Below are 15,248 nucleotides of genomic sequence, written 5' to 3' on the forward strand. Positions count from 1 at the left end.
GCCGCCGTGGAGGGAATCGCCGCGATCGAGCATCGCGACGCCGGCGCGGCGCTGCGACGCCTGGCCGCGCCCACGGCGCTGGCGATGGCCGGTGACCAGCTGCTGGGGATCGTCGACACGATCGCGATCGGCACGCTCGGCACCGGGGCACTGGCCGCCATCACCGGCGCCGTCAGCGTCTTCATGGCGTTCTGGATCGGGCTGTTCGCTTTCGGCACGGGCTTGCGGATCGTCGGCGCACAAGCGATCGGCGCCGGCAACGGCGAGCGCTTCGGCACGATCGTGCGCTCGTCGGCGGTGGTGCCGATCGCGATCGCCCTGATCTGCGCGCTCGGCTCGCTCGCGTTCGGCCGGCCCCTGATGGCGGCCATGCTGCCGGCCGGGACGCCGGTCGACGCGGCCGCGCGCTATCTCGAGCTGCGGATGCTGTGTCTGATCCCGATGGCGGCCGGCGCGATGATCGTGGTCGCGTTCGCGACCGCCGGCGACGCCCGTTTGGCGATGCGGCTCTTGGTGGTGATCAACGCGGTGCACATCCCGCTGGTGCTGGTGCTGGCGCTCGGCGCCGCGACGCATCATCCGCTCGGCTTGACCGGCGCCGGCATCTCGTCGCTGTGCGCGGAGATCATCGGCCTCGCGTACACGCTCGTCGCGGCGGCCCGCCGCCCGGAGCTGCGCATCCTGGCCAGCGCGCGCATCGAGCCGGCGCTGGTACGGCTGACGGCCGCGCTGAGCTGGCCCGAGTACGTGTTCCTGGTGCTGCAGCTGGCGCCGGACCCGCTGACGATCTTCTGGCTCGCCCCCTACGGTGCGCAGACCGTCGCCTCGTTTCGCGCGCTCACGCTCGTCAGCGACCTGACCTGGGCGCTGCCGGGCTCGCTGGGCGACGCCTCGGAGATCATCGTCGGTCAGCGCATCGGCGCCGGCGACTACGCCGGCGTGTGGGCGTTCCAGCGCGCCGCGACGCGCATCGCGCTGGTGCTGTGCGCGCTCGTCGGCGGCGTGGTCGCGGCGTTCGCCTGGCCACTGGCGGCGCTGTGCACGCTCAACGCCGGGTTGGCGTCGCTGGCCGCCGGCCCGCTCGCGTTGCACGTCGGCGTAACGTTACCGCTCAAGGGTTACGCGATGACCGTGCTGGCGCCGATCCGCGCCGCGGGCGAGACCCGCTTCGTGATGGTGATGGGAATCGGCATGGTCGTGCTGGCCGTGAGCGGGATCCTGCTCGGCATCGACGTGCTGCACTGGGGCCTGTGGTCGGTCCCGTTCGGGTGGACGATGGGCTGGGTGCTGCGCGCGGTCGTCACATCGACAAGGCTGCGTTCCGGATCGTGGGAGCGACGCCGTATCGCGACGTGATGCCACGACGCAGGGTCATCCTTTGCATCCCCGAATGCGCTTCGTGTAGGAATCTTTACTTTTCGTTGGAGGGCCTCAATGAAGGCAGCTTTGCTTCGCACGTCCGGGGTGCTCGCGGGATCGCTCGGGCTGGCGTTCGGCCTCGTTCCTCACGTTCTCGCACAAGGCATGGGTCCAGGGTCGTCGGACTACACCACCGCCGACGCGACCAACTGGGTTCTGCCCGCTCACGATTACAGCGACAACCGTTACGTCACCGAGTCGGAGATCACACCCGCGAACGTCAGCGGTCTCAAGACCGCCTGGACTGCGCCGATCGACGCGCGCGGGCCGCTCGAAGTCTCGCCGATCGTCTACAACGGCACGATGTACGTCTCGTCCTCGCACAACGACGTCTACGCGCTCGACGCCGCGACCGGCAAACAGAAGTGGCACTTCCACTACAATCCGCACGTCATCGCGTTCTCGGCCAACCGCGGCGTCGCGCTGGTCGGCGACAAGGTCTACGAAGCGACGCTCGACGGACACCTGATCGCCCTCAACGCGGCGACCGGCAAGGTGGTCTGGAACGTCGTCGCCGCACACGACTTGACCAACACGTTCTACACGATGCAGCCCGTGCCGTATAAGAACATGCTGCTGCTGGGCGCCTCGAACGGCGACTGGGGCGGCATCGGGTACATCTCCGCCTTCGACCAGGCGACCGGCAAACGCATCTGGGATTGGTACACGATCCCGGGTCCGGGCCGAGCGGGTCACAACACCTGGGCCGGCGACTCCTGGAAGCGCGGCGGCGGCGCCATCTGGAGCGGCGTCGCGATCGATCCCGAGAGCGGCACGCTCTACGTGGATTGCGGCAACCCGCAGCCCGACTTCCTGGGCACGATCCGCAAGGGTTCGAACCTCTACACGAACTCGATGGTCGCGCTCGACATCAGCGGCGCCAAGCCGAAGATCAAATGGTTCCAGCAGTTCATCCCGCACGACACGCACGACTGGGATCCGGCGATGCCGCCGGTTCTCTTCAGCGGCACCGTCGGCGGCGCGTCGCGCAAGCTGGTCGCGGCCGGCGACAAGGGCGGCAACTTCTTCGTCCTCGACGCGGCGACCGGTAAGGTCGTCTATCACGTCGCGGTCAGCACGCAAAAGGGTCAGAACACGCAACCGGATCGCGCCGGCGACATCGCCTGCCCGAACACCAACGGCGGCGTCGAGTTCAACGGCGCGAGCTACTTGCCCGAGACGAACGCGTTCTACATCCCCAGCGTCGACCAGTGCGGGCTCTGGAAGTCGAACGGCACGGCGACCTACATCGCCGGCCAGTTCTACCTCGGCGGCGGCTTCCCGTCGCTGGTCGGCCCGAGCACCGGCTGGATGAGCGCGCTCGACATCAGCACCGGCAAGTTCATGTGGCGCAAGCACCTCGCGTTCCCGCAAATCGGTGGCGCGCTGACCACCTCGAGCGGGATCGTCTTCACCGGCGGCGTCAACGGCGACTTCACGGCGTACGACGCGAAAACCGGGAACGTGCTCTGGCACTACGCGACCGGTCACACGATCCAGGCGCCTGCGGGAACCTACATGGCCGGCGGGAAGCGGTACGTCGTGGTCGCCAACGGCCCGGCGGGTGTCAACTTCGCGGATCCGCGCTTCGGCAAGGGAGCGCCGACACTCGAAGGGACGTACACGCACCCGGTGACCGCGCAGATCACCGCCTTCACGCTGTAGAGGTTCCATCTCGATGCGCACGATCGCCCTTGCACTGATCGCCGTCCTCGCCTGTACCGGCGCGGCTCCGGCAGCGGTCCCCGACGCCCACGCCGACGCGCTCGCCGCGCTGGCCGACATCCGGGCCGCGGTCGGGGAGATCGTGCACATCGAGAACAGCTACGCCGTCGGTCATGCCACCTATCTGCGCGCCGCGCATCGTGCGATGAACGCGCTGGTCGGGCGGCATGACGACGGCTATCTGGCCTCGGCGGGTGATCCCGGGGACGGGGTCGGCACGCTGGGCCATCTCGACCACATGCTCGACCAGACGGCCTCCTATGCCTGGACGCCGGCGGTCGAAGGCGCCAAGGCCAACGTCCTCGCCGCCGCCGCCGACATTCAAGCGGCGCTCGGCGACAAGGAGATGGAAGACTACGAGACCGACCTGACGCGCACGCTGGCCAACCTCGCGCTCGTCGTCGGCCACGGTTCGGACGACGGCGTGCTGGGCGGCCTGCGCGGCGCGATCGCCAACACGACGCTCGGCGTGCCGAGCGGCGCGACGACGGTCTCCGGCTGCGCCGTACCCACCCGCACCCCCGCGTATGGCGTCGTCGGCCAGCACTTGGCCTACGTCGCGGTGCCGGAGCACGCCGCGTCGGTCGGCGTGCCGGCCGAGCTGAGCATTCGCCGCATCGTCGTCCGCTCGGGTGCGCTGCTGCTCTACACGCGTTCCGCCGACGAGAGCGCCTCGCTCTGCCGCCACGCCGACGCCGGTCGGCCCGCGGCGACGCGCCTGCAGCGCGTCCGCGACGTCGTCGCCATCCGTGCGACGGCAACCGCGACGCCGCCGTTCACCGCGGCGCAAGCGCACGCCGGTGCCGGCGTCTATCGGCAGTACTGCATCCAGTGCCACGGCGCCGACCTGCAGGGCACCGCCGGACCGTCGGTCGCCGGCAAAGACTTCCTCCACACCGCGCAGATCAACAAGTGGAGCCTGTCCGACGTGCGCACCGTGGTCGTCGACAACATGCCGTTCTCGAATCCCGGCTCGTTGACGCCGGTGCAGTACGCGAACGTGCTCGCGTTCTTGATGGCGTCGAACTGCTACAAAGCCGGGGCGACGCCGTTCCCGACCAAAGACAACCCGGGCTTCAAGGCGATCAAGATCGGATCCGGGACCAGCGTCAAGCCGACGAATCCGACCTTGGGCACCTGCGCGGTGCGCTAGGCCTCGTCGGCCTCGAAGATGTCGAAGAAGTAGACCAGGTCGGGCCGCTCGTTCAAGATCGGGTGATAGTGCTTCACCCGCGCGACGTTCTCGTCGTTGAGCTTGTGAATGCCGAGTTGCGGCATCTTCGAATTGACTTCGGCGACCGCGACGGGGTCGAGCCGACCCTGCAGCCAGACTTCGAGCTCGGCCTCGTCCTGCGCACGCGCGACCTGCGCGCGCAGATCGTCCATGTCGAGGCCGACCTTCTTGCACATGTAGGCGCTCAGCCCGTCCGGGCGGTTCAGGTACGCGCCCATGTCGCCGCCGGGCTGTTCCGCGCGCAGCTTGTCGACCGTGCGCGGCATGAAGACGAGCCCGGCCAGCATCTCGCGCGGCCCGCGCGGCTTCTGCTTGGTGAGGTCCAACGGTCCCATGTCGCGGGGGTTCCCGCCACCGCGAACGCGTCCTCCGCGCAGGCGCCGGGACAGTAACCGACCTGTAACCGGCAGGCTGCACGCTAGGCTCGTGCTCGTCCAGCCTTTGGTCCTCTCGATCCTCACCACCCGGCGCTGCACGGCCGCCTGCGACCACTGTTGCGTGGGCGCCGGCCCGAAGGCGACCGACGCGATCCCGATCCCGCGCATCCACGCGCTGCTCGACGAGGCGCTCGCGGTACCGTCGATCCAACGCATCGGCTTCAGCGGCGGTGAGACGTTCCTGCTCGGCGACGATCTCGACGACCTGATCCGCCACGCGACCTCGAACGGCTTCCACACCCGCGCGCTGAGCAACGGTTACTGGGCCAAGGACGCCCCCACCGCGATGGCGCGGGTCGCGACGCTGCGCGAAGCCGGCCTGCGCGAGCTGATGCTCTCGACCGGGACGTTCCACCAGCGCTTCGTCCCACCGGCCCGCGTCCTGCACGCGGCCCGCGCCGCCGCCGAGGCCGGCATCCTGACCCGCGTCTCGGTCGAGACCTGCGACCAGTCGACGGTCGACCCGAACGCCGTACGCGAGGCGCTGGCCGACCTCATCGCACGCAAGCTCGTGTTCGTCGGCGCCGATCCCTGGATCACCGACGCCGGCGGCCGCGGCCAGGCCGCGCTCAGCCACGAAGCGCTGCTCGCCGAGGGCGCGGGGGACGCCGCCAGCGGCCCGTGCGTGCAGATCATGAACGTCCTGACGGTGACGCCGCGCCAAGAGCTACTGGCGTGCTGCGGCTACCCCATGGAGGAGTTGCCGCGCCTCCGCATCGCCTCGGTCGCGAATCTGACGCTCGCCGAGGCGATCGCGAACACGCCGGATTCGCTGTTCAAGATGTGGCTGCACGTCGCCGGCCCATCCGGCATCGCCGAGTTCGTGGCTCGATACCTGCCGGGTTTCACGCTGCCACCGTCGGCTTCGATTTGTCAGTCTTGCGCCACGATACAGCGGGACGCGCGATCGATGGCCATCATCTCGGCTCACGCTGCCGAAATCGCTCGAGACCTCGCCACGCATTTTCAGCTCTCGCTTCACCGCAACGGTTCGCGCTCGCACCGAAGGGAATCACCATGAACTGGCTACGCAAGGCGTTCTCCAAGACCACCACGCAGACGACTCCCACCGTCCTTCAGCCCGATATCACCGACCTTGTCGTTTCCATCGACGGCACGGACTTGAAGTCATATGGTCTGCCGATACCATCCTTCGACTGTAGGCTGCTGATGTGGACTGCCGACTCGACGAGCACGGCCGGTCATCTAGCGGTCGCACTCAGCGACGTCCCCCTGAGCCGGACGGGGAACCCGATTCAGGCCGCGACGACGGCCGATTTTTGCGTGACATACCAGAAGACTCCATACACGATAACGAACGCGGCGATCGCGTTTCCGAAGGGGATGACCAACTGCACGCCGCAGCTGCGCCTGTCAAAGACCTTCGATACGGCGAAAATCGTCCTCGCTTTTGACAGTACCAATCAACCGATCTATCAGAATTCGGACATTTGGAACGCGATGACCGAAAGTGTCGTCGCCTTTGTGCTGCTCGAGAACGGCAACGAGTGGGACCTCCTTTGGATTTCGACTCCGTATGCTCATGTCCCGAATCCCAGAGGATACTCGAGCGCAGCGCTGTTCTGGCCGTCGCAAAACGGCGTATACGGTCCTATGGGCGTCGGGCTCGGCACAGGGCCGTAGCGATGGAGCTTCCTACGCAAAGCGATCAGGGCGGCCCAATATCGTTTGACTCCCGTTACCATCAGCAAGATGACGAAAGCGCCTGCGGAGGTGCCGTCGTACGGCTCGTCTTGGACGCTTTGAACAAGCCGTATCAACCACCGCAGCTCTTCATACCCGGAGCAAATGGTGAGGCAGCCCCACCGGAGCGCCTTGCCGCGAAGCTCACCGATTTGGCGGGAGCGCCGTACTGCGTACAGCCGAGCTCTGGAGGTACCGACGAAGACCTCCCAGCCTTGGCTGCGATACTGAGCCACAACGACAAGCCTACACCGGTCTTGATCTACATGAACGCTTCGCATTGGGTCGCCGTCACCGGCGTCGCCTCGCCGCCGGGGAACGCACACGCTGTGAGCGGCTTCTTCCTCCAAAATCCCTGGCCGTCTCAGAGCTACAAACCATCGGCGCCGCACATAAATAGCGATTCATGTGGTCTCGGCGGCAGATACGGTTCGCCCCTGGAATACGCATCTCTCTATGCGTGGAAGAACCTCTACTGGGGCGAGGGATCCGAATCTCGAGCAGTGGTCGCCCCGGAATTGAATTATCCACACGGTCCGGCATTGTCGCCAGTGGACGAGAGCGTCCCCCCGTTACCGCTCACGCAAGAGAGCATTGCCGGCGTTGCTTGGAAGCGCGTCGCGGAGCACGGCCTGTTGAAGGGGCCCCTGAGCGCCTCCTTGGCGTACGCGACAACGGCGAAAGCAAGGCCGAACACCACGTATGACGCCCGCATGGGCGTGAATTACTACCTCGTGGAGTTTTACGATCAAGACGGCACCGTCCTGGCGACCGCGCGTATCGACTGTCGAGAAGGAGAACTCTTTGGGGCGACGCTTCGCAGAACGTGGCCCGGGGAACTCGATACAGCGTCCTTGGTCAAGCCGTTTATCGCGGCACTAGATATTCACGACGAAGACCTCAGCTCGCTCATGGATGAGCGGCAAGGCGAGTCGGCCAGGTGGGTATGGGATCCGGCAAACTCGGCGTCACCGTACTATCCAACCTTCGTGAAGCCGGTCGGTTCGTCGTTCCTCTTGATACATTCAGGTGTGGACGCCGAACTCGTAAGTCGTGACGATCTGATAAACCGTGCTCGAGCAACGCCATTCCCGGATCGATATCTCGCGAACCTGACGCGCGGTAGCGTAGTACTGTAACCGCCTTGTACCTGCGGCAATCGATGATGTGATCGTGGAACGCATCCACGATCACTTTCTTTTTCGGAGGATCACATGGCTGACACACCGGTCGGAACTATCGCGGCGTTTGCTGGTCCGGGGCCCGGAACGGCGGCTTGGGAGAACGCAACTGGCTGGCTCTTGTGCGACGGTCGTTCGTTGCAGCGCACGACACTGGACTACTCCGCACTCTTCAACGCGATCGGGAGCTCGTGGGGCGGCGACGGCGTCGACGCGTTCAACGTGCCTGACCTGCGGGGGCTCTTCCTGCGCGGCGTCGATGGTGGCGCCGGCCGTGATCCGGACGTCGCAAGTCGAACGGCGATCGCTCCCGGCGGCCATGCCGGCGATGCGGTCGGATCACTGGAAGGCGATCAAATTCGGCAGCACGCCCATCCGGCGTCGATCACACCGAACCCGCACCAGCACCAATCGCTGGCGCCTCAGGGACAAGGCGGCTCTGAACGAGGCGGCCGAGAAGGACTGGGCTGGGTGGACACCAGCGCCACGTCGCTCACCGTGACCGTCGACGGCTTCGGCGGGAGCGAAACACGGCCGGTCAACGCGTCGGTCTTTTGGATCATCCGGTACAAGTAAGACGCGACGCGCTGCGACATCCGGTATCTGGCCGGTTCAGCGACTGGCCAGATACCGCTTGCGCAACTCATCGGCGACGACCGCCAGCAGGATCACCACGCCCAGGACGATCAGCTGCGCGTACGAGTCGATGTTGAGCAGGTCCATCACGTTGTTGAGCACGCCGATCAGCAGCGCGCCGAAGAACGTGCCGACGATCGAACCGCGGCCGCCCATCAGCGAGGTGCCGCCGACGACGACCGCGGCGATGGCCTGCAGCTCGTAGCCGACGCCGTTCTGCGGCGAGCCGGAGGCGAAGCGCGACATGAGCAGCAAGCCCGCCAGCGCCGCGCAGCCGCCGGAGATCATGTAGACGCGCGCCTTGACCTTGCGCACGTCGATCCCGGCCAGCCGCGCGGCCTCTTCGTTGCCGCCGTCGGCGATGACGTAGCGGCCGAACGCCGTGCGGCCGAGCACGATGGCGAAGACGATCGCGACCACCCCCATCACCAAGACCTGGTAGGGGATGCCGGACGGCCCGAGGGGTCCGGCCAGGATGCCGCTGATGCCCAGCCAGCTGTACGGGCTCGCATCGACCAGCGGAATCGGTTGGCCGTTCGCCAGGATGTACGCGAGACCGCGTGCGACTTGCATCATCGCCAGCGTCGTGATGAACGGCGGCAGGTTCAACCGCACGACCGGAAGCGCGTTGATCCAACCCGCCGCGCAGCCGACCGCGATTCCGACGATCAGCGTGACGAGAAACGCCAGCGGCGCCGGCAGGTGGACCGCGTTCGCGACGATCGCCATCACGACGCTGGTCAACGCGACCAGCGAGCCGACCGAGAGATCGATCCCCGCCGTGATGATGACGAAGGTCTGGCCGACGGCCATGATCGCGTTGACGCTGATCTGCCGCAGCACGTTGGTCAGGTTGCTGGGGGTGAGAAACTCTCCGCGCGTCATCGCGTTGACGACGACCACGACGACGAGGAGCGCGATCGTCAGCCCGCCCGTGCGCAGCAGCGCGCCGCGGCGCCGCTTCTTGGCCGCCTCGTCGGCGTTGACCGTCAGTTGCTCGGCGGTCTGCTGGGTCGACATCAGGCGGCGACTCCGGTCGCGACCGCGATGACGGCCGCCGGCGTCGCCTCGGCGCGCGCGAGCTCGGCCCGGATGCGCCCGCCGCGCACGACCAGGATCCGGTGCGACATCCCGAGCACCTCCGGCAGCTCGCTCGACACCATCACGATCGCGGCGCCCTGCCGCAACAGCTCGACCATCAAGGCATAGATCTCCGCTTTGGCGCCGACGTCGATGCCGCGCGTGGGCTCGTCGAAGAGAAACACCCGCGCCTGGCCGATCAGCCATTTCGCGAGCACGACTTTCTGCTGGTTGCCTCCGGACAGATTGCGCACCAGCTGCTCGGCGGACGGCGTGCGAATGTGTAGCTCGGCGATCTCTTGCGCGGCGATCGCGTTTTCCGCCGCGCGGTCGATGAACGGGCCGCGCTCGTACTGCCGCAGGTGCGCGAGGGTCGTATTCTCGCGCACGGTCATGCCGAGCACGAGTCCTTGCGCCTTGCGATCCTCGGTGATCAGGACGATGCCGGCCTTGATCGCGCTCTGGGGCGAGCGCACGACGACGCGCGTCCCGTCCACGGTGATCGTGCCGTGCCGCGGCACGTCGGCACCGGCTATCGCGCGCACGATGTCGGTGCGACCCGCGCCGACCAGCCCCGCCAAGCCGACGATCTCGCCGGCACGGACGCTGAACGAGACCTCGGCGATCGGCACGCCGGCGTCGGCCGCCAAATCGCGCACGTCGAGCACGACCTTGGCATCGGCGGCGACCGGCGGGAGGTCGGGGAAGTGGTTGGCGAGCGGCCGGCCGACCATCAGCCGGATCATCTCGTCCTGCGGCAGATCGGCGGTGGCGCGCGTCTCGATCGCGCGCCCGTCGCGCAGGACGGTGATGCGGTCGGCGATGCGCGGGAGCTCCTCGAGCCGATGCGAGATGTAGACGAAGGCGACGCCCTGTGCTTTCAGTGCGCCGATCAGCGCGAACAGCGCGTCGGTCTCGCGGTCGCTCAGCGCGGCGGTCGGCTCGTCCATCACGATCAGCCGCGCGTGGCGCACCAGGCACTTCGCGATCTCGGTGAGCTGCTGCTGCGCGACGGTCAGCTTGCGCGCGGGGACGTCGAGCGGCAACGCGATCCGCAGCTCCGTCAGCACGCGTTTGGCTTCGGCCAGGGCCGCCGCGCGGTCGAGAAACATACCGCGGCGCGGCTCGTTGCCGAGCACGACGTTCTCGATCACGCCCAGATCGGGGACGAGGTTGAACTCCTGGTAGATCATCCCGATGCCGAGCTGCTCGGCCGCTCGCGGCCCGTCGATCGTGACGGCCTTGCCGTCGATGGCGATCTCACCGCTGTCGGCCGGCTGCGCACCGGCCAGGATCTTCATCAGCGTCGACTTGCCCGCGCCGTTCTCGCCGACGAGCGCGTGTACTTCGCCGGCGGCGACCTCGAAGCTGACGCCGTCGAGCGCGCGGACACCGGGAAACGTCTTCACGATCCCCGTCATCCGCAACAGCGGCACCGAGCCGGCCGGTCCGTTCACCTCAGCCGCCGGCGCTGGCCTTCGTGTACGTCCCGACCGGGACCGGGACGAGCTTCGGCGGCGTCTTGCCGCTGAAGTAGTCGTGGATCGCGTCGATCGTCTTGGCACCGATCTGCTTGGGGTATTGGATCGCGTCGCCGACCATCGAGCCGTTCGCGATCGCCGTGCGCGCCTCGGGCGATGCGTCGTAGCCGACGACGGCGACCTTGCCTTTGAGGCCGGCGGCGTTCACGGCCGTCGCCGCGCCCAGCGCCGAGTCGTCGTTGATTCCGAACACGCCCTTGAGACCGTGGTGTGACTGCAGGATGTCGTCCATCGCCGACGACGCCTTCGCCCGCTCGCCGCCGCCGTCGATGTCGGCGACGACGGTCACGCCGGGGCAGTCCTTGGCCAGGGCCTGCTTGAAGCCGCGCACCCGGTCCTGAACCGAGGTGACCTCCGGCTCGTCGAGGATCGCGACCGTCCCGCTGCCGCCGACGGCCTTGCACATGAGCGCCCCGGCCTGCGCGCCGCCTTGGACGTTGTCGCTGGCGATGTGCGAGACCACGACGCCGTTCTTGGACTGGCTGGCGATGTCGGCGGTGAAGACCGGGATATGGGCGTTGTTCGCCTCGACGATCGCGCTGCCGATGGCCTGCGAGTCGTACGGCGTGAGGACGATCGCGTCGACCTTCTGCGAGATGAAGTCCTCGACTTGGCTCTGTTGCTTGGCGTTGTCGCGCGAGGCGTCCACGACGTTGACCGTATAGCCGTACTTGGCAGCCTCGGCTTTCATGCCGGCCTCCATGTCCTGGTAGAACTGGGCCTCCCGGTTTTGGATCGAGACGCCGATCGTCTTGGCGCCGCCCGCGGCGGGGGCGCCCGACGCGGCCGGGGCGGAGGAAGCGCTCGACGAGCTCCCGGACTGCGTCGAGGAGGTACAGCCGGCGACGAGCACCGCGCACGCGCACGCGAGAAGCAACGGGGTTTTCATACCGACGCACCGGATGCGGGGAGGGCGCGCGGAACCCCTGCGAAGCACCCAATCCCCGTCCGATCGGTCGGCACTTGAGAGTTATTCTCAACTAGAAGGTTCGGCGTACGCCGATCCCGCACCGCCGCCTCGAGCGCGGCGACAGCAGGAATTCGGGGAGATCGAGGCGGTTTCGGGGTCGTTTCGGGGCTCAGAACGCCGACCAAGGTCAGAGGTGCGAGAATCGTCGCATCGAGCGTGAGCCTGCGCACGCTTCGTTTCGCGAGCCGTTATCCACAGTAACGAAGATCACGGGTGTGCACCATGTGGAAACGGCGATGAGCGGTCATCGGCCGGCCGTCTGCGCCAGCAGGCCCGCCACGGTGCGCAGATCGTCGACGAATTCGGCCCGCGCGGCCCGCCGCGCGTCCTCGTCGATCGCGCGCAAGATCGAGGCCGGATGGACGGTCGCGACCACCCGTGGGGCCAGTTCGGAGGTCACCAGCCGGCCGCGTTCCTCGGTCACCCGGAACTTCGGGCCCAGCAGCGCCTGAGCCGCCGTCGCACCCAGGGCGACGACGACCCCGGGCTGGATCAGGCGCAGCTCGGCCTCCAGCCATGGAAGACACGCGCGAACCTCGGTTCGCTTGGGGGCACGGTGGATGCGCCGCTTGCCGCGCTCGACGAAGGCGAAGTGCTTGACCGCGTTGGTGATGTAGACGCGAGCCGGATCGATGCCGGCCTCGGCCAGTGCCTCGTGCAGCAGCTTGCCGGCCGGCCCGACGAACGGGTGGCCTTCGCGGTCCTCGCGATCGCCGGGCTGCTCGCCGATCAGCATCGCGGTCGCGTGCAGCGGGCCCTCGCCGAAGACCGTTTGCGTCGCGTGCCGGTAGAGGTCGCAGCCGTGGCAGCCGGCGGCGGCCTCGCGCAACGCCGGCATGCTCAGGCGGCTGGGAACGTACGGGGCGGCGCTCGTCGCGGCTGCCGTCAGTCCGAACCCGCGACGGAGAGCGCCGCGAACTCCTCGTCGGTCAAGGTGATCTGGTCCGCCGCCACGTTCTCTTCGAGGTGCGCGACCGACGAGGTTCCCGGGATCGGCACGATCACCGGCGAGCGGCGCAGGAGCCAGGCCAGCGCGATCTGATTCGGAGTCGCGCCGTGCGCCTTCGCGACCGCGTCGATGCGCGCGGACGAGATGCGGCCCGCCGCCAGCGGTCCCCACGGGAAGAACGCGAGACCGTGCTTCGTGCAATGGTCGACCATCGCGATCGTCTCGTCGTCGGTGACGTGATTGTACTCTTCATCGCCGCCCGACGCGTTGTTGAACCGGTTCTGCACCGAGACGATCGGGACGATCTTCTGCGCCCGCTGCAGCTCGTCGACGTTGACGTTCGAGAGACCGACGTGGCGGATCTTCCCCTGTTTGGCGAGCTCGGCGATGGCGCCGACGGACTCCTCGAACGGCACGTTCGGGTCCGGGCGATGGAACTGATAGATGTCGATGCGGTCGAGCTTGAGGCGGCGCAAGCTGCCTTCGAGCGCTTTGCGCAGATGGTCGGGGTGGCCGTTGGGCGTCCATTGATTCGGACCGCTCCGTTCGAAGCCGCCCTTCGTCGCGATGACCAGGCCTGCGGGATACGGATGCAGCGCCTCGGCGATGAGCTCTTCGCTGACGTTCGGACCGTAGGAGTCGGCGGTATCGATCAGGTTGACGTCGAGCTCCACGGCGCGGCGCAGGACGGCGAGCGCTGCGTCCTTGTCGGCCGGCGGTCCCCAGATACCTCTGCCGGTGATGCGCATCGCGCCGAAGCCGATGCGGTGGACCGGCAGGTCGCCTCCAATGGTAATTGTACCGGCGGCAGCAGCGGAGAGCGTTTGTGTAGCCATGTCGCGATGATACCCCCGTTGGCTACACGAGGGGAAGCGGGCGGAAGGGTCCCGGGTCGGGGATCGCCGTGACCGCGTCGCCGGGGCGCACCGTACCGCCGGCCAGCACGACGCTCATCACGCCGGTGCGAAAGCGCTTTGCGCGCTTGTCGATCGTCAGCTCCGCGACCAGGCCGCGCCGGAAGCGATCGATCTGAAAGCACGGCGTGCGGATACCGGTGACGAGCAGACGAGCGTCGCCGATCGCGAGAATCGTATCGACGCCGAGCGCGAGCAAATCGATTCCACGGGTCGTGATGTTCTCGCCCAGCGCTCCCGGCGCGACGTCGTAGCCGCGCTCGCACAGCTGATCGAGCAGCTCGGCCTCCACCAGATGCACCTGCCGCAGATTCGGTGCGGTCGCGCTGCGCCGTTTCGTCGCCACGTGCTGCACGGTGGCCCCGGCGTGCGCGTCGCCGACGACGCCGCAGTCCGCCACCAGCTCGATCGCCGGCTGCGGCTGTTTGGAGAAGGCGTGCTGCGCGCCGAGTGAGACCGACTCGACGACCGCGGGTCGCTGATCCGTCACGATCCCCTCGCTGCGAGCGCGGCCACGCCGAACCCTGCGAGCAGACATCCGGAGACGACCGCACCGCGCGCATCGTGCGCGCGCCGACCGCCGACCGCATCCGGCCAACCGTCGCGGCCAGGACGATCCACCACGCGGCCGAGCCCAGGAAGACGGCGGCCGCGAACTGCGTCGCCGCACCGAACGTCATACGCCGCGCATCCCGACCCAGCCGACCCGTATCATGCCCGTCACGCGTTCCTCGCGGCGCTGGATGCGAAGATCGGCGCGCTCGAGCCGGTACCGACGCGCGCCCTCGACCCCGCCGTCGAGCGCGCCGCCGCCGCCGTCACAACCCAGGAGATCGGGCTGCTGGTTCGCGGCGTCTTCAGGATGGGCCGGCAGACGTCGTTCGCCGACGTCACGGATCTGCCGGCGAACCGATACTGCGCTTACCGCGGCAAGGACGACACGGAACGCTACGTCATCGCCAAGAATGCCACCGCGCAGCAGTGGGCGACGGACAACGGCGTCGATCCCGCGGTCGCCGACGACGACTGTCTGGGGGCCTTCTTCGCCGCCGCCGCCGACAGCGGCAACCCCGGCACGCGATGGAAGTCGCGGTACGACGCCGCGCCTGACAAAGCCGCCTTCGCCGATATGCTCGGCCGCGCGCTCGCGCTGAGCAACGACCGCGCGGCCGCCGCGGCGCACGCGAACGTCGCCTGGATCCATCGGACGATCGGGCTCGGGACGAGCCGCGAGGACGTGACGGCGGCGCTCCAGCAGCACGGCTTGCGTCTGCTGCTGCGCGGCGATCGGGGCACGGTGAGCCTGTTCACCGGATCGTCGATCGGGTGCGGTCGCGAGATCGACGTCGGCTTCACGTTCGAGCACGGGCGCCTGACCGGCATCACCGAATCGCCCGAATCGCAGACCTGCATGTAGCGAAACCGTTTCACGCCGGGGCTTGCTGCCGCGAAGCGCCC

The 15,248-nt window shown here is 67.8% G+C and carries 15 protein-coding genes; 8 read left to right on the forward strand and 7 right to left on the reverse strand.

Annotated elements, in window-relative coordinates; genetic code table 11:
• Positions 1-6 precede the first annotated feature (6 nt).
• From VMD91_19200 to VMD91_19210, 3 genes are all read left to right on the forward strand, one after another.
• A complete protein-coding gene (locus VMD91_19200; GenBank protein HTW86207.1) occupies positions 7-1,356 on the forward strand; it encodes an MATE family efflux transporter in 1,350 nt (449 codons plus the stop codon).
• Positions 1,357-1,524: 168 nt separating this feature from the next.
• Positions 1,525-3,084 carry a PQQ-binding-like beta-propeller repeat protein gene (locus VMD91_19205; GenBank protein ID HTW86208.1) on the forward strand — a complete coding sequence of 520 codons (1,560 nt, stop codon included), beginning with the start codon at positions 1,525-1,527 and terminating at the stop codon, positions 3,082-3,084.
• A 13-nt stretch (positions 3,085-3,097) separates the two neighbouring features.
• The gene (locus VMD91_19210; GenBank protein ID HTW86209.1) at positions 3,098-4,297 is read left to right on the forward strand and encodes a c-type cytochrome; all 1,200 of its coding nucleotides are present in this window, start codon (positions 3,098-3,100) and stop codon (positions 4,295-4,297) included.
• Here the strand turns inward: VMD91_19210 and VMD91_19215 are convergent.
• On the reverse strand, positions 4,294-4,713 hold the full coding sequence (locus VMD91_19215; GenBank protein HTW86210.1) for a DUF5069 domain-containing protein: 420 nt from the start codon (positions 4,711-4,713) through the stop codon (positions 4,294-4,296). The two genes, VMD91_19210 and VMD91_19215, sit on opposite strands and share 4 nt — an antisense overlap.
• A 91-nt stretch (positions 4,714-4,804) precedes the next feature.
• Here VMD91_19215 and VMD91_19220 point away from each other — a divergent pair, with 91 nt between their 5' ends.
• The 4 genes from VMD91_19220 (at position 4,805) to VMD91_19235 (ending at position 8,276) form a co-directional block, all read left to right on the forward strand.
• Entirely contained in the window at positions 4,805-5,836 is a 1,032-nt protein-coding gene (locus tag VMD91_19220) for a radical SAM protein (GenBank protein ID HTW86211.1), read from the forward strand.
• The gene (locus VMD91_19225; GenBank protein HTW86212.1) at positions 5,833-6,459 is read left to right on the forward strand and encodes a hypothetical protein; all 627 of its coding nucleotides are present in this window, start codon (positions 5,833-5,835) and stop codon (positions 6,457-6,459) included. Before VMD91_19220 ends, VMD91_19225 begins: the two co-directional genes overlap by 4 nt.
• A 110-nt stretch (positions 6,460-6,569) precedes the next feature.
• Positions 6,570-7,658, forward strand: coding sequence for a hypothetical protein (locus VMD91_19230; protein ID HTW86213.1), 1,089 nt, complete (start codon positions 6,570-6,572; stop codon positions 7,656-7,658).
• A 75-nt stretch (positions 7,659-7,733) separates the two neighbouring features.
• Complete coding sequence (locus tag VMD91_19235) at positions 7,734-8,276, forward strand: phage tail protein (GenBank protein HTW86214.1); 543 nt, start codon at positions 7,734-7,736, stop codon at positions 8,274-8,276.
• 36 nt (positions 8,277-8,312) lie between these two features.
• On the opposite strand, the gene VMD91_19240 is transcribed toward VMD91_19235, so the two are convergent.
• The 6 genes from VMD91_19240 to VMD91_19265 all read right to left on the reverse strand — a co-directional run bounded on the left by VMD91_19240 (position 8,313) and on the right by VMD91_19265 (position 14,280).
• Positions 8,313-9,356, reverse strand: coding sequence for an ABC transporter permease (locus VMD91_19240; GenBank protein HTW86215.1), 1,044 nt, complete (start codon positions 9,354-9,356; stop codon positions 8,313-8,315).
• Positions 9,356-10,873, reverse strand: coding sequence for a sugar ABC transporter ATP-binding protein (locus tag VMD91_19245; protein HTW86216.1), 1,518 nt, complete (start codon positions 10,871-10,873; stop codon positions 9,356-9,358). Before VMD91_19245 ends, VMD91_19240 begins: the two co-directional genes overlap by 1 nt.
• A 1-nt stretch (position 10,874) precedes the next feature.
• A complete protein-coding gene (locus VMD91_19250) occupies positions 10,875-11,834 on the reverse strand; it encodes a substrate-binding domain-containing protein (GenBank protein ID HTW86217.1) in 960 nt (319 codons plus the stop codon).
• Positions 11,835-12,171: 337 nt separating this feature from the next.
• Positions 12,172-12,765 (reverse strand): UdgX family uracil-DNA binding protein, encoded by a 594-nt coding sequence (locus VMD91_19255; GenBank protein HTW86218.1) that lies wholly within the window; start codon positions 12,763-12,765, stop codon positions 12,172-12,174.
• A 47-nt stretch (positions 12,766-12,812) separates the two neighbouring features.
• Positions 12,813-13,712, reverse strand: coding sequence for an aldo/keto reductase (locus VMD91_19260; GenBank protein HTW86219.1), 900 nt, complete (start codon positions 13,710-13,712; stop codon positions 12,813-12,815).
• Between the two features lie 22 nt (positions 13,713-13,734).
• The gene (locus VMD91_19265) at positions 13,735-14,280 is read right to left on the reverse strand and encodes an MOSC domain-containing protein (GenBank protein HTW86220.1); all 546 of its coding nucleotides are present in this window, start codon (positions 14,278-14,280) and stop codon (positions 13,735-13,737) included.
• Between the two features lie 372 nt (positions 14,281-14,652).
• Here VMD91_19265 and VMD91_19270 point away from each other — a divergent pair, with 372 nt between their 5' ends.
• The gene (locus VMD91_19270; GenBank protein HTW86221.1) at positions 14,653-15,207 is read left to right on the forward strand and encodes a hypothetical protein; all 555 of its coding nucleotides are present in this window, start codon (positions 14,653-14,655) and stop codon (positions 15,205-15,207) included.
• Positions 15,208-15,248 lie beyond the last annotated feature (41 nt).

The sequence above is a fragment of the Candidatus Sulfotelmatobacter sp. genome, assembly GCA_035504415.1.
GTDB lineage: Bacteria > Vulcanimicrobiota > Vulcanimicrobiia > Vulcanimicrobiales > Vulcanimicrobiaceae > Vulcanimicrobium.